Annotated in this window: 14 protein-coding genes; 9 read left to right on the forward strand and 5 right to left on the reverse strand. The window is 52.3% G+C overall.

What is annotated here, in order from left to right; translation table 11 throughout:
- Positions 1 to 367 precede the first annotated feature (367 nt).
- Positions 368 to 2,749, forward strand: coding sequence for a TonB-dependent receptor (locus DDZ17_RS19555; protein ID WP_170150243.1), 2,382 nt, complete (start codon positions 368 to 370; stop codon positions 2,747 to 2,749).
- 22 nt (positions 2,750 to 2,771) lie between these two features.
- Here the strand turns inward: DDZ17_RS19555 and DDZ17_RS19560 are convergent, their stop codons facing one another.
- Together DDZ17_RS19560 and rimO are read right to left on the reverse strand one after the other, a co-directional pair.
- Entirely contained in the window at positions 2,772 to 3,494 is a 723-nt protein-coding gene (locus tag DDZ17_RS19560; RefSeq protein ID WP_116368671.1) for a 16S rRNA (uracil(1498)-N(3))-methyltransferase, read from the reverse strand.
- Between the two features lie 7 nt (positions 3,495 to 3,501).
- Positions 3,502 to 4,827: a 30S ribosomal protein S12 methylthiotransferase RimO gene (gene rimO, locus DDZ17_RS19565; RefSeq protein ID WP_116368672.1), complete on the reverse strand. Its 1,326-nt coding sequence runs from the start codon at positions 4,825 to 4,827 to the stop codon at positions 3,502 to 3,504.
- A 243-nt stretch (positions 4,828 to 5,070) separates the two neighbouring features.
- Here rimO and DDZ17_RS19570 point away from each other — a divergent pair, with 243 nt between their 5' ends.
- The 4 genes from DDZ17_RS19570 to DDZ17_RS19585 all read left to right on the forward strand — a co-directional run bounded on the left by DDZ17_RS19570 (position 5,071) and on the right by DDZ17_RS19585 (position 12,483).
- The gene (locus DDZ17_RS19570) at positions 5,071 to 7,122 is read left to right on the forward strand and encodes a recombinase family protein (RefSeq protein WP_157976742.1); all 2,052 of its coding nucleotides are present in this window, start codon (positions 5,071 to 5,073) and stop codon (positions 7,120 to 7,122) included.
- A 46-nt stretch (positions 7,123 to 7,168) separates the two neighbouring features.
- Positions 7,169 to 8,917: an FG-GAP repeat domain-containing protein gene (locus DDZ17_RS19575; protein WP_116368674.1), complete on the forward strand. Its 1,749-nt coding sequence runs from the start codon at positions 7,169 to 7,171 to the stop codon at positions 8,915 to 8,917.
- 119 nt (positions 8,918 to 9,036) lie between these two features.
- The gene (locus DDZ17_RS19580) at positions 9,037 to 11,307 is read left to right on the forward strand and encodes an nSTAND3 domain-containing NTPase (protein ID WP_116368675.1); all 2,271 of its coding nucleotides are present in this window, start codon (positions 9,037 to 9,039) and stop codon (positions 11,305 to 11,307) included.
- 606 nt (positions 11,308 to 11,913) lie between these two features.
- Entirely contained in the window at positions 11,914 to 12,483 is a 570-nt protein-coding gene (locus DDZ17_RS19585; protein ID WP_116368676.1) for a tyrosine-type recombinase/integrase, read from the forward strand.
- A gap of 70 nt (positions 12,484 to 12,553) precedes the next feature.
- On the opposite strand, the gene DDZ17_RS19590 is transcribed toward DDZ17_RS19585, so the two are convergent.
- From DDZ17_RS19590 to DDZ17_RS19595, 3 genes are all read right to left on the reverse strand, one after another.
- Positions 12,554 to 13,315, reverse strand: coding sequence for an HNH endonuclease (locus DDZ17_RS19590; RefSeq protein WP_116368677.1), 762 nt, complete (start codon positions 13,313 to 13,315; stop codon positions 12,554 to 12,556).
- A gap of 107 nt (positions 13,316 to 13,422) precedes the next feature.
- Positions 13,423 to 13,836 (reverse strand): hypothetical protein, encoded by a 414-nt coding sequence (locus DDZ17_RS22525; RefSeq protein ID WP_157976743.1) that lies wholly within the window; start codon positions 13,834 to 13,836, stop codon positions 13,423 to 13,425.
- 152 nt (positions 13,837 to 13,988) lie between these two features.
- Positions 13,989 to 14,849: a hypothetical protein gene (locus tag DDZ17_RS19595; protein WP_157976744.1), complete on the reverse strand. Its 861-nt coding sequence runs from the start codon at positions 14,847 to 14,849 to the stop codon at positions 13,989 to 13,991.
- A 1,056-nt stretch (positions 14,850 to 15,905) separates the two neighbouring features.
- Here DDZ17_RS19595 and DDZ17_RS19600 point away from each other — a divergent pair.
- From DDZ17_RS19600 to DDZ17_RS19615, 4 genes are all read left to right on the forward strand, one after another.
- Complete coding sequence (locus tag DDZ17_RS19600) at positions 15,906 to 16,340, forward strand: DUF6641 family protein (RefSeq protein ID WP_116368679.1); 435 nt, start codon at positions 15,906 to 15,908, stop codon at positions 16,338 to 16,340.
- A gap of 778 nt (positions 16,341 to 17,118) precedes the next feature.
- On the forward strand, positions 17,119 to 17,676 hold the full coding sequence (locus DDZ17_RS19605; protein WP_116368680.1) for a TMEM165/GDT1 family protein: 558 nt from the start codon (positions 17,119 to 17,121) through the stop codon (positions 17,674 to 17,676).
- A 117-nt stretch (positions 17,677 to 17,793) separates the two neighbouring features.
- A complete protein-coding gene (locus DDZ17_RS19610; protein ID WP_116368681.1) occupies positions 17,794 to 18,870 on the forward strand; it encodes an AraC family transcriptional regulator in 1,077 nt (358 codons plus the stop codon).
- Positions 18,871 to 19,098: 228 nt separating this feature from the next.
- Positions 19,099 to 21,489: an FAD-binding protein gene (locus tag DDZ17_RS19615; RefSeq protein ID WP_116368682.1), complete on the forward strand. Its 2,391-nt coding sequence runs from the start codon at positions 19,099 to 19,101 to the stop codon at positions 21,487 to 21,489.
- The last annotated feature ends 198 nt before the right edge of the window (positions 21,490 to 21,687 follow it).

Genomic DNA, 21,687 nt, shown 5'->3' on the forward strand with positions numbered 1-21,687 from the left:
GTTCCTGGCAGCGAGCCGTTAGTCTAGAGGCTATTGCGCGCGTGACATACCCCAGTGTGTTAGCGGCGGTGTGCAGCGGCCAGTTCTGATAGTTGAACCAGCCTTTGCGATTCTGGCGGGATGATTCGCAGACGCGCTCTCTGGCAATTTCCCGCCTTGTTGCGTTGGCGGAAACTGGTTCTAATGGATGCGCGGGCAAGTAGTACCTGAATCGGTGGTACAGGCCTGGCCTGCTGCCACCGCGTGCAAAATAATGATAAACCTGAGGTGTGTAATGCCAGTATTTTTCGCTTCCCGGAAGGGGTTTACTCCTGTTCTGATGGCCGCGGCCGTGGCCTCTGCGCTGCAAACCGTCCCGGTTATAGCTGTGGCCCAGAACAACGTGCTGGAGGAGGTGGTGGTCACCGCCCGGCGCCGGGCTGAAAGCCTGCAGGAAACGCCAGTTGCCGTCACCGCCATGGACGCATCCGCCCTGCGCGACGCCGGTGTACGCAACCTGGCCGACCTGAACCAGATCGCCCCCAGTATCGACGTGGCCAGCGCCAACGGCAACGCGCCCCTGGCCAATGTCTATATTCGCGGCGTTGGCCAGCGCAATTCCGGCGCCAATATCGACTCCGGCGTGGGCATTTATATCGACGATGTGTATTCCGGCCGCCCGGATGGCGCCCTGCTGGACTTGAACGACATCCAGTCCGTGCAGGTGCTGCGCGGGCCCCAGGGCACCCTGTTTGGCAAGAACACCACCGGCGGCGCCCTGGTGTTCACCACCAATCGGCCGACCGACGAGTTCGAAGGCTCCGTGGGCGTGCGGGTGGGCAACTACAATCGCCTGGACGGCGACTTTGTCCTCAACCTGCCGGTCACCGACAACCTCTGGACCCGCCTGTCCGGGGTGGCCCGCACCCGTGATGGCTACATCGACAACCTGTTCGACGGTGAAGACTACATGGACGAGGACCGCCAGAGCCTGATCTGGCAGACCCGCTGGGTGCCGACCGAAAGCCTCACCATCGACCTCAACCTGAACTGGGCCGAAACTGACCAGACCATGCGCCCGCAAAAGTGCATGCCGGTGCCGGGTACGATCGGCTGGCAGGCGCAGATTTTTGACACCATTGCCATTGTGCCCGCCACCGGTAAAACCGTGGACGAGCACTGCGCCGAAGCCCGCGAGGCCGGCGACAACAACACTGTCATTTCTGACCTTGGCGGCGACTACTACGCCGAGAACAAGGGCAGCGCCCTGACCGTGGAATGGGCCCTGACCGACGACCTCAGCCTGAAGAGCATCAGCGCCTGGCGTGGCACCGAGGCCTACCAGAACGATGACCTGGATAGCATAGGGGTGCCCTTTTTGCACCGCACGAACACCGTTCACCCCACCTTCCAGAACCCGGCGGAAACCGACCAGTACAGCCAGGAGTTGCAACTGGTGGGCAGCGGCTTTGATGATCGGCTGCAGTACGTGACCGGCCTGTACTGGTTCCAGGAAGAGACTTCCGGGCGCACCAACACCAACTACCTGGGCCCCTTTGACCCGGCGGTGGCCAACCTGTTCTTCCTAAGCAGCACCGCCTCCACGCTGGCGGCGGATAACCGGGCAGTGGCCGCCTTTGCCCAGGCCGAGTGGGAATTCAACGACAACTGGCGCGCCACCGTGGGCCTGCGCTACACCGACGAAACCCGCGAACTGGAGCGGGTGAACTACCTGCCTGACCCGGCGACGCTGGACGCCAACGGCGGCCCGGCCATACCGGTAGGCGGTGGCCTGTATGCGGTGCAGCGCCCGGACTTTGTGTTCAACCCCAACTTCGCCTTTATCGAGAACGACATCGCCAGCGACAAAGTCGACAACAGCGACGTTACGCCCATGGCGAGCCTGCAGTACATGATTGACGAGATCGGCTGGATCGACCAGGGCAGCCTCTATGTCACCTACAGCGAGGGCTTCCTCTCCGGCGGTTTGTCCGAGGCGCCCACCGGGGATCTGGAAGAGTTTGAGCCCGAAGAGGTAGAAAACTGGGAGCTGGGTTTCAAGCTGGATCTGGCCGATCGCCGGCTGCGGATCAACGGCGCCCTGTTCTTTACCGACTACATCAACCGCCAACTCACCACCCTGGTGATCAACCCGGAGACCAACTCGCCCTCGGGCGCCACCATCAATGCTGCCAAGTCGAGCATCGACGGGCTGGAACTGGAAACCACCTGGCTGGCCACCGACAACCTGGTGCTGACCTTCAACATGACCCTGGCCGATGGCGATATCCAGGAGTTTGACGACACGCAAATCCTGCTGGCCGATACCAGCGTGGCGCCGGGGCCGGGTTGCACCCGCTCCAACCTGAGCCTGGTGGTGGTGGATGCCTGCCCCAACGACCGCTCCGACGAGAACCTGCCGCGCCTGGCAGAGGAGACCTACCTGCTGGCCGCCCAGTACACCCTGGAAACCAGTGTAGGCACCTTCCTGCCCCGGGTGCAGGCCAGCTGGAAGCTGGACATGGACTTCTGCTTTGACTCCAGCAGCTGCCGCAGCGGGCTGTGGTATGAGGACGAGCAGTTTGAGCTCAGCGCGCGGTTGACCTGGATTTCCCCGGGCGAAAATTGGGTTGGCTCAATCTACGGCACCAACCTCACCGACGAGGATTACAAAGTGGGCGGCACCGCCCTGGTGGAATCCGAAGGGGTGGGCGGCATCGCTTACGCGCCGCCGCGCATGTATGGCGCGGAGCTGGAGTACCGGTTCTGATGCGTCGTGCTTAAACCAGCGCTTAGTGGGCCGGCGCCAACAGCCGGCCCAGCAGCGCGGTTACCGCGTTTTCCACTCGCAGGATGCGCGGGCCGAGGGACACCGTCTCCAGGCCCGCGCTCTGCAGCATGTCCACTTCGTAGGGAATAAAGCCACCTTCCGGGCCGATGGCCAGCAGCAATGGCGTATCCGCAGTGCTTGGAGCAGCCCCGGCGCCGGGTGTCGGATGGGCCAGCAGGCCGCGCCGGCCCTGTAGCAGGCCCGGCAGGCGATCCTCCACAAAGGGCTTGAAGCGCCTCTCCAGTGTCACTGCAGGCAACACGGTGTCGCGCGACTGCTCCAGCCCCTGCAGCAGGTAGCTGCGCAGCGTTGCGTCATTCAGCACGGGCGTCTGCCAGAAGCTTTTTTCCACCCGATAGCTGTTGAACAGCACCAGATGCTCCACCCCGAATTCGGCGGCCCCGCGCAGTATGCGGCGCAGCATCTTTGGCCGCGGCAGGGCCACCAGCAGGGTTACCGGCAGTTTTGGTGGAGGGTTGCAGTCCAGCTGGAAGGTAATGGTAGCCTGCCGGTCGGTGAGGGCGGTAATGCGCCCCTCGCCCATCAGGCCGCCGATTTCGCCCACGCGGACACTGTCGCCCACCGCTGCCCGGTGCACGCTGTGCAGGTGTTGCAGGCGCTGGTCGGCAACGCGGATTTCACCGGGGGCGCAGAGGTCGGCGGCGCTAAAAAGCAGCAGGTTCAAGGGTGGACTAGCCCGCCCACAGGTCGTATTCGTCGGCGCCGGTCACTTGGGCTTCCACAAAATCGCCGGGGTTGAGGTCGGTAATGCCGTCTAGGTAGACCTTGCCGTCAATCTCCGGCGCGTCGCCGGTGGAGCGGCCGATGGCGCCTTCTTCATCCACCGCGTCAATCAGGATCTCGATGGTTTTGCCCACCTTGGCCTGCAGCTTGGCGGCGCTGATTTCCTGTTGCACGGCCATGAAGCGCTCCCAGCGTTCCTGCTTGATGGCTTCCGGCACCGGGTCTGGCAGGTCGTTGGCGGCGGCGCCCTTCACCGGGGAGTACTGGAAGCAGCCCACCCGGTCCAGTTGGGCCTCGCGCAAAAAGTCCAGCAGGATGTCAAAGTCGCGCTCGGTCTCCCCCGGGAAGCCGACAATAAACGTGCTGCGCAGGGTGAGGCCGGGGCAGATGCCGCGCCAGTGGTGGATGCGATCCAGCACTTTTTCCGCCGCGGCCGGACGCTTCATGCGCTTGAGCACATCGGGGCTGCCGTGCTGGAAGGGGATGTCCAGGTAGGGCAGGATTTTGCCCTCTGCCATCAGCGGGATGATGTTGTCCACGTGGGGGTAGGGGTAAACGTAGTGCAGGCGCACCCACACGCCGAACTCGCCCAGCGCCTCGCACAGCTCCTGCATGCGAGTCTTCAGCGGCCGGCCGTTCCAGAAGCCGGTGCGGTACTTCATGTCCACGCCGTAGGCGCTGGTGTCCTGGGAGATAACCAGCAGCTCGCGCACGCCGGCCTTCACCAGCCGCTCCGCCTCTTCCATCACATCGCCGATGGGGCGGCTCACCAGATCGCCGCGCATGGCGGGGATGATGCAGAACTTGCAGCGGTGGTTGCAGCCTTCGGAAATTTTCAGGTAGGCGTAGTGGCGCGGTGTGAGCTTGACGCCCTGGGGCGGCACCAGGTCCACGTAGGGGTCGTGCACCGGGGTGTGGGGCACGTACTGGTGCACGGCGCCCACCACTTCCTCGTAGGCGGCGGGCCCGGTGACCGACAGCACCTTGGGGTGCAGCTCACGGATGGCGGCGGCATCGTCACCCTTGCCCATGCAGCCGGTGACGATCACCTTGCCGTTCTCACTGATGGCCTCGCCAATGGCGTCCAGGGATTCCTGCTTGGCGCTGTCGATAAAGCCGCAGGTGTTGACCACCACCAGCTCGGCGTCTTCGTAGCGCGGCACAATGTCGTAGCCGTCCAGCTTGAGCTGGGTGAGGATGCGCTCTGAGTCCACCAGGGCTTTAGGGCACCCTAGACTCACGAAGCCTATACTTTTTCTGCCTTCATTGCTCATAAATTAACCAATTGTCGCCCTGCGGGTGCTTTCAATGACTTGCTGGGCAACTCAATTGCAGCAATGCGCATGGGTATTTCAAAGGGGTAGTGAAAGTGGCGCGATGATACCTGATAGCCCGGATTTATAAAGGTAAAAACGGGCAAAAAATGACCAGCACACAAGAACCGGACTTAGGTAGCAGTAAAAGGCATAAAGGTTTGTTGTTGTTAGATTTTTACGCAAAAATCGGGGAAGAATCAGGTGATTGAGCGACGATTCATGCCCGACGGCAAAGTTAAATGCTATTCCTACATCCGCTGGTCAAGTGAACAACAGGCACACGGTACAACGCTGGAGCGTCAATTGCGTACCGCACGTGATATTGCGGCTGAGAACGGACTTGAACTAGTTGAGCTGATTGACAAAGGCGTCAGCGCATATAAGGGAAAGAATCGCAAAACCGGTGCACTAGGCGATTTCATCAAAGCAGTTGAAGACAAGGTTATACCGTCAAATAGCTGGCTCGTTGTTGAGAATCTGGATCGCCTATCGCGTGAAAATATCATGCAGGCACAGGGACTGTTCATTCAACTACTCGGCCTAGGCGTCACGGTCGTTACTGGTATGGACAGGCGTGTTTACAGCAGTGCGACAATCACCGACAACCCAATGGATTTGATGTACTCGATTATGCTCTTTGCGAGAGCACACGAGGAATCAAAAACAAAGTCCAAGCGTACCTACGGCAATGCACTGGCAATCGTAAGAAAACACATCGAAGGTGTGCGTTCACCTGACGGGTTTGCATATGCCATTGAGTCGGTTGGCAACAATATGTGGTGGGTAGATACCAGCGAGCACACCGTAAAACCACATTCGCAATATTTCGACATCGCAAAAGAGATTGTACAACTCATTCTACGTGGTTGGGGTAGCTATCGAATCGTAGGCTACCTGAACGAAAAATATCCGGAACCACCAAAAAAAGCTCGTGACTCAAAATGGTCCTACAACCTTGTTGCGAACTTTCACAAGAGACGGGCATTGTTCGGTGAGAAACGAATAACAATCGAAGGCGTAGAGTACATACTGCCTGACTATTATCCTGCGTTGATTGACGAAGACACGTTCTATCGATTAGCGCAGATAAAGCAGGAGAAAATTTCGAAATCAACGGCTACAACCTTTGTTTCACTGATTACCGGTTTAGACATACTCAAATGCGCTGATTGTGGAGGAAACATGTACTCCGCTACATACAGGCAGAAAAGTCTTCGCTACATATGTGGTACCGGCCAAGCTAACAGAGGCTGTAGAGCGTGGTCGTTTAATGCCAGTTGGTTAGAAGACACCGTAATACGCCTAGCGGCTAACAACGTATTTCGCCCGCTTGATCTTAGAATGAACTTCGACGTACAGGAACGAACTCTGAGACAAAAGCTTGCGGACAAACAAGAGCAGCTAGAAAGACTGGTGGACGTTGTGGCCGATGGCAACAGATCGGAAGTGATCTTGAGGCGTATTGCGGCTGTGGAGCAGGACGTTAAGCAAATAAAACTTGATATTGAAAACACCGCAGTACAGAAGCAGGTTCAGACCAACGAAACAGTGGAGTGGGGTGCTGTCGATGAGCGAGTACTTGATTTTGCTCAAGCAGAGCTCCGAGAGGAAACGAAGTTCCGTATAAGCAATACGGTCACTAGCATTCGTTGTAAGCAGATCAAGCAGCGACATGTGATGTTCATAATAACCTTCATCAACGGCAGGTCAATCACAGCGCACAGAACAAAAAATGTGCTCGCGTTTGACGGTGGAGCGTGGATCAAACTCGGCGACCACTACGGCGCCAAAGTGGCAGTGAATATGAGTGATGAAGAAATACTCGGCCATATTGCAGCCGAACCAAAGGTGTCGCTCTACGAAGAAGTTACTCAAAGTGTGCAAGCAGGTGCGGATGAGTATGATCCTGATGCATTGCTAGCGAAGCATGCGATACCGCCGGAAGAAGTCAGTGGCTACGATGGCTACATGTACAAGGGGCTATATGACGTATCACTGGAGATGCTTGAAGCCTTTGAGCGTGGAGAGGAAGTCAAAGAGCTACAAGCAGACATTATGCGAATAGAACACCTGGCTAAATGGGCTGACGGTGTGAAAGGTGCACCTGCAATTATTGAAGACCAGTTCCAGGTGCTGAAGCACCCAAGTTCAGTGCGAGTTACGAGAAAAAATATAGCAGGTGTTCAGTTTATTGATGGGGTGCAATTTAAGAGTGAAGTAGTCCCAGCATGGCAAAGAAGAGTTCTCAAGTAGCAAAGCTGGCAAGCAGTACCGACGATCAATCATAAGGATCAATGGAATGATGAATATAAGAATAGCTGTTTCTATAGCGTGTGCAGTGCTATTGGGAGGGTGCAAAATCGAACTTGAGAGCTCGATAGGAGGTCAGATACGAACAGTCTCTGGCAACCATATTTGCACACAGGGAGCAGTGTGCGAGATAGACGTATCCGACACAAATTTTGAAGAGACATTTATTGCCGTTCCGTTCCGGAACGACGGATATAGATTCGTTGGTTGGAAAAACAAGCCGAAAGCATTTTTTGGCGGCAAACAAGATCTGCGAGTTACCCTAAGTACAAAAAATGGATTTAAGGGCAATGATTCATTGATGGCCCTGTTGAACAATGACGAAAAGTTTTACTTAGAGGCGGTGTTCAAAAAAGATGAAGGCTACGAGTTGATAGAAGGGGGCAAAGATACACAGACAGTCTTCGATGAATCAACAGGTGAAGCTTATGCAGGTGATCCCCCCATTGTTTTTCGAGATGCCAATGGCCGCTTAAATATTTTCCAGCAGTACAAGTCATTCGAGTGCAATTCTGGAGGCGTTGTCAGGTGCAACGAGCTACCGATTGCAAAGATATTTGCGTATTCCGTGTCAGAAGAAGCGATTAAAGATGTTACTTCTGAGTTACTAGTCGACATTAGAGACTTTGACCGCCTGCCTGCTCACAGCGATTCGGCTGTTGCTGATTTTAATGGTGATGGAGCCGAGGACATTGCATTCTCGAACATGACCGAAGGCTACACTGATGCAGAGGAAGGATGGCGAGCTGTTAACCATATACTAATTAGTATCGGTGACAAGTATGAACTAAAAGAGCTTGATCCCTACGAAGCTTATTCGGGGGCAATGACAGCAGGGGATATAGACTTAGACGGCGATATAGATATTTTTGTTTCGGAAGCTGGAAGGCCTGATGATCCTGATCCCCGCTCTCTGGGATTACGCTTTGTAGGCGGATACGTGCTTGAGAATGATGGAAACGGAAACTTTAAGCGACAAGAAAAGCGGTTCGCAGGTGGCCACGGGCATCTACTTGTTGATTTAGATAATGACGGAGTACTCGAACTTGTAGCGGGAATAACTGACTGGAAAGACGGTGTCGAATTTGGTAATGACCTGTACTTTGATGTGGACTATGAGTTCGGGTTGCGGGTGTACAAACTGAATGCTTCAGGGGTGTATGAGATACACTCCATGAATATTAACCCATTAACATCTGATCCCTATTTAGTTAAACACAAAGATAAGAATTGGGATCTGAACTTCGACTATGACGGATCTGCGTTTAATCTCAATTACTTTAACGACATTGCCGCTATTGATGTGAATGCAGATGGTCGGAAGGACCTTGTAGTTCAGACAGCTACTGATAGTGGTGAATTCACATCGATTCTAATGAATCAAGGCAACCTGCGGTTTCGATTAAATACCAACAGGATAAAGTTCTACCACCCTGATGAAGGGGCAAGGTTTTTACGCGCTTTAGATGCCGATGAAGATGGATACGAAGATATTGTATGGGTAAATGTGGACGGCTTGCACAATATAGCTGATGTCATCTATTACAATACTGGAACGGGAAATTTTAGTAATGATGGCAGAGAGCGTTTTCCAAGTATGACGGGCGTTCTAGCGCCGGGTGATTTTGATCGCGATGGAGACTTGGATTTTTTTGTAACGCATTCTTATGACCACAAATTCGGTGATAGAAAACGTATATCAACAGTCGAGTTACTGTTAAATAAGAGAATTGATTAATAGGTTATATAATCTATAAAGGTCTAGAAAGTTTTGCCCATTGCCGTTGAAGATTATTTGAATTTTAACATTGGTTCAAATTGTGCCGAATAATATACGGAACCTCGTTGTATATCTCTATGAACGAATATGATTTTACAAGTTTGAATGACAAAGAATTTGAAGTTCTTGTCGCCGACCTGGTATCTGAGGTCGAAAACTGTCGAGTGGAGCGATTCAAATCAGGCAGAGATGGTGGTGTCGATGGCAGGTTTTACTCGATTGGAAACTCCGAAGTAATAATACAGTGTAAACACTGGGCTAAATCTGGACTAAAAAATTTAATTAACCACCTAAAAAATAGTGAAGTTTATAAAGTACGTAAACTAAATCCAGAACGATATATATTTGCAACCTCAGTAGAGCTTTCAAGGAATGATAAGGCCCATATCTGCAACCTGTTCAAGCCTTATATTAGAACCAACTCAGACGTGCTTGGGAAAGAGGATCTAAACGATCTACTTTCCAAAAATAAGCAGGTTGAACTTCGCCACTACAAGCTTTGGATAACTAGTACAAATGTATTAAGTGCAATATTGAGCTCGGGTGTAATTGGGAGAAGCCGAGAGAAAATAAGAGAGATAAAAGATAGGCTTCCGCTATATGTAGCAACAGAAGGCCATGAGAAAGCAAAAGATCTTTTGCAGTCGATGGGAGCGATAATTATAACGGGCGAGCCAGGTATCGGAAAAACAACACTTGCAGATTATTTGTGTTTGGATTATCTGGCAATGGGGTATGAGCTTTGCTATATAGAAAATTCGATTGATGAGGCTGAGCAGCTCTTTGATCGTAATGCAAGGCAAATATTTTACTTTGATGATTTTTTAGGTAGAAACTATCTGCAAGCACTTCAACGCCATGAAGACTCCCATGTCATAAGATTTATTAATAGGGTTTGTAGATCGAGGCACAAGAGGTTCATTCTTACTTCGAGAAGTACAGTATTGAATCAAGGCAAGCGCTTAACGGAGCTCTTTAGGATTGAGAATGTAGGAAGGAGCGAATATGAATTGAGGATTGATGCTCTTTGTTCAATGGATAAGGCAAGGATACTCTACAATCATATTTGGTTCGGTACGTTAGGTAATGAATATATTGATGAGATCTATAAGGAAAAGCGTTACCAAAAAATAATTTCACATAGAAACTATAATCCGCGACTCATTTCATTTGTCACTGATGCTTACAAGCTCGGTTCTGTGAGCCCAAAAGGATATTGGGATTATGTAACCGATATGCTTGAGAATCCCTCAGATATATGGGAACACGTATATGATTATCAGCTAGATGATCACGCTAGGCTTCTCACACTTTTAGTTTCGTTTAATGGAGAGCCCATAGAAGAGGATGACCTGAAGGCGGCTTTTATAACGGCGAATAGAATGCGGAACAAAGAATGTGAGTTTTCGGATTACTACTCAACAATAAAGTTGGCTGTGGGATCTGTTATCAACAGAAAGCTAGCCGCCGATAGAGGTATAGTAAAATATGACTTGTTCAATCCAGCTCTAGCAGACTATTTGCTGCGTAGATTTTGCGAAGATAGTAGTGTCCTGCTAAGGCTGTTTAGGTCGCTTGATACCGACGAATCTCTAATGAATTTAAGGAGCTTGTATAACGAAGAAATAATAAATGTATCTATACTAGATAAGATTGTCGCTAACTTGTACGAATTCTATCTTACTTCGCACTCAATTCAGCAAAGGAAGTCTTCGGCAATCAAGGCAATCGATCTAGCTATCGATAAAATTCAGCTCAATTTGGAAGAGCTTCAGCTACTTGGAAATTGGCTTTCTCAAATTGATTATGAATTCATAGACTCAAATAACCATTACTATCTCTGCGGTATTGTTTATTTCGCTCTCACGAATGATGTTGTAGACATTGATAGCCTCAGAATTGACAGCCTGCTAGAAACAGTAATTTCTAGCGATACAGAGCATGACACCTTGGTAGGTGTCGGACGGTTGCTGGACTATCTTGGCGACGATTGGGTTGCAAAACACTATAATCGATTAGAGAATGCGGTAATCGATTACTGGTCCCTTAATATTGAATCAGATATTTCGAGCGAAGGTACGCTATCAGCATTTTTTTACGACGATCAAACCTCTGATGCAGAAGAGGCTTTGCGTTCTCATGTAGGTAAAGTGCTAAGAGAGTATAGTGTAGAGTTTGATGACAGTGTCATCGATGAAATTTGCGATGTATGTGATGTGGAAAGTATTATCGAGTCTAATAGGCAAGATGCGGCTGCAGAAGATCATTTCGCAAATCAGGCTAAAGAAAGTAGGAGAGATTCAATTCATGCGCTCGCTGAGATAGATAATCTTTTCGATAGAAAGTAGTCGCTTCTATATTTGGAGTAGGCTTTCGAAAATTGAGATTACTTCTTGGAAATTCTTACAAAATCTCAACTCTTGTTTTTGCCTGTTGATGTGTAGAAAGAATTGTTAAGGTCTATTTGTCTCTCGCGGTTTTCGGTGTTTTGGCTTGTAATTTCTAGTTGGTGACTCAAGTTCCAAGTCATTACTTTTTTTACCTAGAGTTAAGCGCGATTTTAATGAGTACATTTTTGGAAGAAATTTCAAATAATCTTCGTGCTCTTTGCGTTCCGTGTCTGCTTTTATTCGGAGCTTTTGCAAATCCCTGAGTGTTAGCCTTGCTCGATCATCATCTGCTGCCCTGGCTTCAATTAGTCGGTGTATTTGCTTCGCTGTGCTTGTAGTACAAAATTCGCTGTATCGCATAGTGTTCCAGTAAGTAGTGTAGTTATTGCTGTCCCGAGTAGGCTGTAACCAGCTCAAAAATATAATGAACTACACAATCTATTATATTTTTGCGTAACCCACTGATTCTTTAGCTCATTTGTATTTATCCAAATCCGGTTGTCCTCAAAGAATATAAGAAAATACACTGCTTGCAACATTTCATTACATTGACTGGTGATATGCGTGAAGCAAGCAAAAACTCTTACTGCTAGCGAGTTCAAACGTGTGTTAGCTGTAATTCGTGCCGGTAGACATGCACAGCGTAACGAAGTTGCATTCATGCTCAGTTATTACGCCGGTCTCAGGGTCAAGGAAATTGCTTCACTTGCGTATTGCGACATTCTAGACGCAAGCGGCGCAGTAAAACGCACTGTAACGCTCGCTGCTGAACAAACGAAGGGAAGCCGTGCTCGTACTATTGTGCTATCTGATCGACTTGCTAAAACGCTGTGTGAATACGTAGCCCTATCTAAGAATAAGAATTATCAAGGTTTACCACTGATTCGATCACAAAAGGGTGCGGCTTTTAGTGCAAATTCACTTTGCCAGCTATTTCTTCGTATCTACGCGGCCGCTGGCATTGATGGTGCATCAAGCCACTCTGGCAGGCGAACGTTTATTACAAATCTGGCTCACAAGGGTGTAAGTGCAAAAGTACTGATGACCTTAGCTGGCCATCAGCACATGAGCACTACTCAGCGCTACATTGACGTTAATGACAACATGCTGCGTGAAGCTGTAGAACTGATGTGAACTTATCTGGTAATTCGACAAGTTCATTATCCATAAAAGCCCAATCGGCAATATTTCGTTGTCAACAATTCTATCTAAATACATTAAGTCGATGATACTCAAGATACCGTTGATGCTTTTCATTAAGCATTTTTGGTCTAATTTTTAATTTCTGAGTTATTCTTAAACTATATGCATCTGAGGCATTAAGTGATCGAGAAATTATGATCTTTCCATTTCCATCGAATGAAATAAGACCTACATCAAATGCTGCATCAAGATTAGGAGAAAGGAGCAGCCCATTAAAGTGATCTAGCCTCTCCAAATTATCAGATACAGCCCAAGGTTTTATGTGGGAAGCCTTAAGCAAAGGAATGAAGCTGCAATCTGTCACAGCGCAGCCATTCCAGTACTCAACTAGGTTGCTTCGAAAGCTTCCTTGACCCAGCCTACTCTGAACTAAAGATGCTCGCTCTGTCTCAGGTAGTCCATCTAGCGATGCTTTAGCTGCATCTAATTCGTTCATTATCGTTGCTTTGGAGTCGAGCCTTTCGCACGCGCTTTGTTGGATGAGCTCGTCACTGGCAAAAAATATGCAATCAAAGCCGTCTTTTGTAGTTTCTATATCGTATAACTCATCAACTAGGCCGATCTTTCCTAGTGATGATGTAATAGACATGAAGGAACCTAGTCCTGTCGAGGCAATGACTCTGTATATTTTTCCACTCTCATTGCGAATTCCAATTCGCATTGTTTTCCCCCCGCCCGGGCCATCGCAATCTTCGATTAGTTCACTTATTTTATTATCATATATCGGAGCTTCTTCTCCGTTTATGTACTTTGATTCCAACATTTAAAACCTGACCCATAAATTCATCTAAGTGTAAGTGCTCGATTCCAAAGAAGAGAACGAGCGGTGGCTATAAAGTTGCTATACGCCATCCGCTCTATTCTATTTTGCTAGATTTTTCGTCGAGATGAGAGATTTTTGCTCTGTATGAAGGATATTTTCTCGTCTAGGTCTTTGCTCTCGACAAGACTCTTTACAGCTTCAAGAGCATTAACCAACTGCTGCTCTGAAACCCCTTCAATGAACTTTCCTTCATTTCCGTCAATGCCATCTAACCACCTATTACCGTACTTAGCTCCAACGATGTAAAGTCCTGTTCGGATATTTCTTTTGTATAGAAGGTCAGGCTTTTCAACCTCACCCAAATTTGGGCTGTTTATGTAGTCAATATTCCGATCAATCTTGTCTATTACTTTACGTCTTGCATCATCGAGTGTGTCTATCTTGCTCGTTGATATGTTCATTGACTTTACAACTTTTGCGCCCGGTGTCGTTGCTAGGAAGTTCCTAATTGCTTCATTCATTGTGTAATTCCTCGGAGTTAGTTTGATGCAATAGCATGTTGCTTGCTAGTGCGAGAGGAATCATCACATGGCGGAGCTCTGGTTACTGCGACAGTATTTTGTATGTCGAACTCAAATTTCTGTCGCAACTTTTCCGTATATGTTATGCGCTTCTATCTTGATGCCTGGAACTTTCCTTGTTCAATATTCGTTAGCAGCGCCATACCACTAGCATATGTCTTGTCCAAAGCATCGAACGGAAGCTTCAGTTCGGTTTTTACGTTTTTGACAGCGAGCTTCGCTTTCTCTCGCAGTACAAGGCATCCATTCTCGTCACGGGTTGATGATTCAACTAGTAGGCTATACTGTTCTCCATAGCGCCTGATGAATGATTGCCAGCACTCTTTTCCGGATTCGCAAATATCCAAAAATGTGCGGACTCGATCATGCCCGTTGCCATCAACATATACGTTCATGTTGTAAAGCAGTACGGTATCCAACCACTGCTCATAGCCGTGAAGTTTGTTTCTGTTTCTTGTTCTCTCTATCTCACTGAACAGTGTCTTTTTGTCAAGCTCCTTGTTTATAGCTATCAAGGCTTTGTCGAGGTGAGGTTTATAGATTTGTTGAAGTAGCTCTGAACTCTGAGCTTTAGTCGCAGAGAGATATATCGTGTTGGGGTTGAAGTCTGTCGTAGATGAGGTGTCTGCAATCTGTATGCTATTGTAAGTCGGCAGTACCAAGTGTTTGCCAATATTGGCGCACCACTCTTCAAAGATTTCTGTCAAGTCATCGTAGTCGATGTCTCGTATGTACTCCGTAATAGAGCCCCAGTACATGTTTAGGAATCGAAGCTGTTCAGTGCTTTGCTTGTCATCGCTATGTGTGTCGCTCTCGCTCCAGTCCAGATGTTCACTCAACAGGACTGCTCTGAAGTACAGGAAAGGCCACTCGTACTTGTTAGACGTAACGAAGTCGCCCATTACTGTCTGATCTAGTGGGTTTAGTTCTTTATCGGGTTTATTGTTTTGCATAGCTCAGTATCTGTAGGCGGGATAGTTCGTTGATTAATGATTATATCTTTGAACTATTGAATGTCGATGCTGAGAATTTTTGATGTGTAGAATTAATAGAATGGCATTGTTTTAGACAATAGTATACTAACAAGCACCGCTCTAACGGTGCCTGTTGTATCAGCTAGCTGTATTCTCGTCGGCTGAACTGCTCTATACGAGATTGTTTTTTTACCAGCAGCAGTGCTGACTTATCGCGTCAGTGTTATTATTATTTATCTCTTTGCAGATGTATTCTAACCACCCGCTGTCGTTATAGTCCTGGATGTGTAAGATTGATATCTTACACCTGTTAGCTTTGGCCCAGCATTTTTTTACCACACGCTTTATGTATGCGTCATCTTTGTTTGATGGCTGCTCTAAAGCTACGTGGTAATGTAGTTTTTTCCCAGACCTAGCACCTTCAAGACTAGCGAATAACTTTAAGCTGGGCTTTCCAGTTGTTCTGTATTGCTTTCCTACAAGTCGCTCGTTCAGGTAGTGCACAAATGTTCCAAATATTTTTTCGGCTTCATGTGTACTTTTTATGTTTCTAGGGAATGTAAGTGTTATTGCTTTTCCCCAGTTTACGTTGAGCCCTTTTAGGTGGCCGAGTATTTGTGCTTGTACATTTATTGTCACAATTTTTGTTCCTTTTATTGTTATTTTTTTCGCCAGCAGGCACTACGGCTTTGTAAAGGTGCCCGTTTTCTAGCGGCAAAGTATTTAGGTAAAAAGTTTTTCTAGAGGGTAAATTTCTGTTACGGGGATATGGAAATTTTGTGTACTTATGTATTCCCAAGCGCTCGGCCTGTTCTCCGCAGAATTTGGCCGTCCCCAAAACTTGCAAGCATTTCTTACTGATTCGGTGCGTAATCAGCTAGCGGGCAAAGCAATACATCTACAAGTATCGATGAGTAGCTAGAACAAGCAGGTCAACGTGACGATTTTATTTTTTGGGTGGAAAAACCGGTTTTCCTGTCCAAAAAGTGAACACATACTTTGCTCAACTGTTAACCAATACAGAGGTGCAAAGAAATGCGAAAAACCAGCGTACTGTCGAAACTTAATTTCGCTCCCGCCATTCCCATGGGGTCAATCGACCCTGTACAAGCACGTCGATACAAGCTCATTGACCGGCTTAGTGAACAACGGCAAATCGCCTGTGCACACATTGCGGGTGAGACCTGTGAGTTCTATCGGGATCGTTGGGTTAACGATGACGAAACCGGTGGCAAGAAGAAGGTACGAGTGCCTAAGCGGGTTAAATCCTGGTACCTGCAACTCGATGGCAAGTACTACTTGCAAGTTCGGTACGGCAATCGAGCTCTTGAACTGACCAAGGGTAAGCCGATGGTCGAAATTGCCGAACTGAACATGATTCCGGAAGTAATCGACACGATCTCAGAAGCGGTTTCAGCAGGTGAATTGGACGACCTGTTGATGGCAGTAAAAGGTCCAAGCAAACAATAGAAAGGAGTTACAGCATGCCAGCAGTAGGTACATGCCCGTCATGTCGGCAATGGTCTTCGCTGCGCAAATGCACACGATGCGGGACTGTCTCGTGTGTAAGCAGTGCTTGTAATGGGGCGGCAATTTGCCCTGTGTGCAGGGGTCGAAAAGTCCCGGTTGGCTAACTGTTCAAGGGTGCCCGGGGGAGTGTAAAAAGTATGTACTTTTATACGTTAGGGCACCCTAGACTCACGAAGCCGATGCTTTTTCTGTCCGTATTGCTCATAGATCAACCCAATATGCCCGCAGCGCCTGCGATGCGCCATCATACCCGCGCCCTTGGGCGGCATGTGTACAGCGCTCAGCAGCGGCAATGGCGGGGACTGCCCACAGGGGCGTTGAAAGTGGCGCGATGATACCTGATGGGCCGGATTTATACAGGGGCAAAACGGGCAAAAAATAACCAGCAAACCCGCTTGTGGGGGATGGGCTGGAGCGTGGCCCGTGGCATGGCCCGGGATAAGGCGAAGCGGCGTAATTTTTGCCGCTTTTGGTGTCAGGGCTGGCCATTGGACATGCAGGGCGCCTATACTGTGCCCGCCCTTACCCTTAGGGGAGTAGTCGACTCTACCGGACAACTTGGTAGAGAGCACCTGTCAACATACTTGAGCCCTCAATGGCTCATGGCAGGTACCTGCCGCGCTCAGTGGTAGTGACAAGACCTAAGGCAATGCGCAATTCCCGAGGCGGGAGGTTGTGCGTTGCCTTTGTCGATCACTATCCCGCCGGAGCGTTATTCATGGAAGCATTCGCCACCTCCACCCTCACCGTCGCCCTGGCGGAAATCGGTGATAAAACCCAATTGCTGTCCCTCTTTTTGGCAGCCCGCTTTCGCAACAAGTGGGCCATTATCATGGGTATTCTGGTCGCCACCCTGCTCAACCACGGCGCTTCCGCCTGGCTTGGCGGGTGGGTTGGCCAGCACCTGCAAAGCCAGACCGGCCAGTGGATTATCGGCATCAGTTTTGTATTGCTTGGCCTGTGGCTGCTGATCCCCGACCAGGATGACAGCAGCGACTCGGCCATTCATCGCCATGGTGCCTTTGTGGCCTCTGCGATCCTGTTCTTCCTGGCGGAAATCGGCGACAAGACGCAGGTGGCCACCGTGCTGCTGGGGGCCCAGTACGAGAGCGTCCTGTGGGTGACGGTGGGCACGACCCTCGGCATGTTGCTGGCGAATGTGCCGGTGGTGTTTGCCGGCGAATACATCATGCAGCGTATTCCGCTGACCCTTACACGCATTCTTGCCGCGCTGGCCTTTATTGCCGTGGGCTGCCTGAAAATCCTGGGTTACTGAATGGCCTGCGCGACCTGACCCAGCCTCGGTAAAACCCGGGAAAACACGGGAGAAAAGCGGCGCAAGCCGCTACCGGGGTGCTATAGTCCTGCAAAACAATAATAGTGGGATGGTTTTGTGGGTAGCGTGGTACAGCTGGTGGCGGCGCCACCGGCCAGCGGTTTCAGCATTTTCGGCGCCCGTATCGGCGCCACCTTGCGGCATCTGGCCAGCCTCGACGGGCAGCTGTCGGCCGCCCGCCTGTTGCGCGGCAGTGCCCTGGATGAGCGGGCGGTGGATGCCAGCAGCGAGAACCTGCAGGTGGTGGACGCCGCCGGCCTGCTGCATGTCTACGAGCAGGCGCTGGCCCTTACCGGGCGTTCGGACCTTGGCCTGTGCTATGGCGAGGCTGCCGGAGTGACCGAGTACGGCCCCATCGGCTACGCCATGCTCAGTGCTGCCACCGACCTGGAAGCGGTGAACATTGCGCTGACCTTCCAGCGCCTTTACTACGGCACCATGGCCAGCATGAGCCTGCACCACGAAGCTGGCCAGGGCTTGATTCGCCTGCGCGAAAACCTGCCCAGCGGAGCTGGCCGGCGCTTTTTTATTGAGATGCTGCTGGCGGGCTTTCTGCGGTTTAACCACGCCCTGGTTGGCGAGCAAACCCAGTTGCAGGCGCTGCGCCTGGCCTATCCGGTGCCGGACTATGCCGAGCGCTACCGCCAGCTGTTCCAGTGCGAGGTGCACTTCGGCCAGCCCCACCACGAGCTGCTGTTTGATACCGGTGTGCTGGCGCGGCCGCTGCCCAACGCCGACCCCATCACTGCCCGCGCCTGCGAGCAGGTGTGTGGAGAGCTGTTGGAGCGTTTTGACCGCGGGGAGCGCTTTGCGGCCCGGGTGCGCCGGGTGCTGCTGGCCGATGGCTGCGACCGTGGCCTGCGCCAGGTGGCCGCCAGCCTTGGTTGCCATGAGCGCACCCTGCACCGCCGCTTGCAGGAAGAGGGCACGGGCTTTCAGCAGATCAAGGACGATATCCAGCGGGACCAGGTGCTGGTGGCCTTGCAGGATACCTCCCTCAGCATCAATGAAGTGGCGCGCCGGCAGGGTTTTGACTCGCCTTCCAACTTCCGCCGGGCGGTGCGCCGCTGGACCGGGCTGGCGCCGCTGGAGTGGCGCCGCCGCCTTCTGGGGGCCTCCGGTATCGGATGGTGACAGCCGCCCTGCCGGGCCTGTCATGATTTGACACGGCGCCGGCTCCCTCCATAAAAACCCAGCAAAAACAAAAGCTTGCTGCATTACGGTGCGATTGACGGCACCGGCCCACCAGCTAAGGTAGGAGGGCGGGTGCGGCTGTGCGTGCCCGCGGCAATAACAATAAGCCATGCGGCGCGGCACGGGCCCGCCGGCAGACGGCCTGTTCAGGCCACCGAGGAGAGAATCATGAAGCGAGCGCCATCGACAAGCCTGGCCCTGGCGGCCGGGTTGTTCAGTGTCCTGCTGGTGAATGTGGAGGTGCAGGCCCAGTCCTGCCCGGCCCTGTCCACCCTGGCCAGTTCCTGTCGCAACAATGACTGCGAGGCGGAACTGGGAGAAAACGCACAGAACTGCCCCGAGGACTGCGCGGACCCGGGCAGCCAGTTGATGGCCTACTACACCCAGAGCATGACCTGCGCTCCGGCGCCCATCTACGAGCCCCTGTCGGTGGCGGAACTGCAGGACGATATTCGCGCGGTGGTCAGCTCCGGCCTCAAGGTCAAGCCCGCCGGCACCAGCCACTCGGCCACCAGCATCATTTGCGGTGACGACGGCGCGGCGGTGGTGCGCTCTACTCATCTCACCGGCATTGGCCCGGTGGAGTCCTTCGAAACCCATGGCCACACGGTGAACGTGGAGGCGGGGGTGGAGATCAACGACCTGCAGGAGCACCTGGCGGCCCAGGGCTACAGCCACGGTTTTGGTGCCACCGGCTTCGGCGGCATCAGTGTGGGCGGCGCCATTGCCACCGGCGCCCACGGCTCGTCGCTGCAATCGTCATCCACTATTTCCTCGGCGGTGGTGGCCCTGGACGTGGTGGGCCCGGACGGGCAGCTCACCACCTACAGCGAGGGCACTACCGGGGTGTCGGACCCCAACCTTTGGGCGGCTCTGAAAACCAACCTTGGCCTGCTGGGCTACGTGGTCCGGGCGCGGCTGAAACTGGAGCCCCAGTTCAACGTGGCCATGGAAGTGCGCTACGTGGATGAAACCACCTTCGTGGCCGATGGCGGTGTGGCCTCGGCGGTGGCTGGCTGCGACTACGTCTTCCTGACCTGGTTCCCGGGCCAGGACGAAGTGCAATTGCTGTGCGGTGCGCGCACCGGCAACCCGGTGGACAGCCCCTACGCCCAGAACCAGCTGTTTACACCCAACCTGTCCGGGCTGGAGACTACCTTCGCCGTGCCCGGTCTGCAGGCCGGCATGTGCAACAAGGGCCTGCAGTGCAACATCGAGGGCACCCGCCTGTCGCTGTACCGCGACCAGCCGCCGCTGGTGGTGACCCAGGGGCCGGAACCCTTGTCGCCGGTGGTATCGCGCCACACCGTGCTGACCGGGCCGTCGCACCGCATGATCACCCTGCAACCGGAGAAGTTCCTGGACAACCAGCCCAGCTTCTCCCAGCTGGAATATGAAGGCGCCTTGCCCTTCAGCCAGATTCAGGCGGCGGTGCAGTATCTCAACAGCATCTACAACCGCGACGATATCTGCCAGCCGCTGATCGGCACCATCATGCGCTTTGATACCGCCGATGCCGGCTTGCTGATTTCCAGCAACCACGCCCGCAATGGCATTGCCCATGGCGAGCAGATGGTGCACCTGGAGTTTGTCGAGTACTGGGGATACGGCCTGGACGACGCTGGCCTGGAAGCCCATGTGAACACGCCCTACCGGGAGATCATCATTCACCTGGTGGATAACTTTGACTACTGGCCCCATTGGGGCAAGAACGATGAATGGGTGTTTGAGCTGGCCTCACTGCAGGCGCGCAACGCGCCGGAAGTGGCCAGCTTCAACCAGGCCATCGCCCAGCTGGACCCCTACGGTGTGTTCAGCAACCAGTTTACCCGCAATGCCGGCTTTGCCGCGCCCCAGGAGGGCGGCGACTTTGCCCAGGCCTACTACGGCCCCTGCGCCGCGCTGGACAGCGATGGCGATGGCATCAGCGACTGTGCCGACAAGGCGCCCAACCGCTTCTCCGGCATGTACGCGCGCATTGACGACCTCGGCTTTGGCGACGGCTTTTTTGCCGATGGCAGCTGCGGCGTGGCCGATAACTGGAACGAGATGAAGGGCAACTTCGGGGCCGAGCAGGCGCAGAACATGCGCGCCGGCTGGGATTACGCCTCCGAGAACCACGACTACACCACCCATACCTTCAACTGGAGCCCCGCCTGGAGCGGCAACGCCGGTAACTGGAACCGCTCCTGGGAGGTTATGTTCTCGGCGGAATTTGTGGCCCCGGCCACCGGGCGCTACTGCTTTGGCACCGACAACGGCAGCCCTGGCACCAGCATCATTACCGGGCGCAACAGCTGTTCGTCGGTGTGGATCAACAAAGCCCAGGTGGCCGAGGTGGGCTACAACGCCAGCCCCCGCCGCCCCAGTGGCTGCGTGGACATGGTGGCCGGCCAGAGCTATCGCTACGACCTCTACAACCGCCACCACAACGCCAACGTGTCCAACAGCTTTGTATCTCACCCGAGCTGGTGCTACGGCGGCAGTGAAGACTGCGTACCGCAGCAGGCACTGGACCAGAACGACTTTATTGCCAAGCCCGATACCGGCAACTTCTAGGGGGTAGGGCACCGGGGTAGCCCGGTGCCCGCACTGGTCAGTTGGCAGGTCAGTGCGCGGGGTGCCGGGCTTGCCCCAACAAGCCCGCAACAGGTGTGACGGCCTGTGCCGGCGGTGCTATGCTGACGGTGATGACATCCCGTCTACAGCCACCCGCCCACGGCGCGGTGGTGTTTGTTCATAACAATTGAGGTTAAC

It is taken from the genome of Parahaliea mediterranea, from assembly GCF_003402235.1.
Taxonomy (GTDB): Bacteria; Pseudomonadota; Gammaproteobacteria; order Pseudomonadales; family Halieaceae; genus Parahaliea; species Parahaliea mediterranea.

What these genes read in the sequence shown, in the direction of transcription:
- rimO (WP_116368672.1), bottom strand. Translation starts at nt 4,827, where the DNA reads ATGAGCAATGAAGGCAGAAAAAGTATAGGCTTCGTGAGTCTAGGGTGC.
- DDZ17_RS19575 (WP_116368674.1), top strand. Translation starts at nt 7,169, where the DNA reads ATGATGAATATAAGAATAGCTGTTTCTATAGCGTGTGCAGTGCTATTG.
- DDZ17_RS19580 (WP_116368675.1), top strand. Translation starts at nt 9,037, where the DNA reads ATGAACGAATATGATTTTACAAGTTTGAATGACAAAGAATTTGAAGTT.
- DDZ17_RS19590 (WP_116368677.1), bottom strand. Translation starts at nt 13,315, where the DNA reads ATGTTGGAATCAAAGTACATAAACGGAGAAGAAGCTCCGATATATGAT.
- DDZ17_RS22525 (WP_157976743.1), bottom strand. Translation starts at nt 13,836, where the DNA reads ATGAATGAAGCAATTAGGAACTTCCTAGCAACGACACCGGGCGCAAAA.
- DDZ17_RS19595 (WP_157976744.1), bottom strand. Translation starts at nt 14,849, where the DNA reads ATGCAAAACAATAAACCCGATAAAGAACTAAACCCACTAGATCAGACA.
- DDZ17_RS19600 (WP_116368679.1), top strand. Translation starts at nt 15,906, where the DNA reads ATGCGAAAAACCAGCGTACTGTCGAAACTTAATTTCGCTCCCGCCATT.
- DDZ17_RS19605 (WP_116368680.1), top strand. Translation starts at nt 17,119, where the DNA reads ATGGAAGCATTCGCCACCTCCACCCTCACCGTCGCCCTGGCGGAAATC.
- DDZ17_RS19615 (WP_116368682.1), top strand. Translation starts at nt 19,099, where the DNA reads ATGAAGCGAGCGCCATCGACAAGCCTGGCCCTGGCGGCCGGGTTGTTC.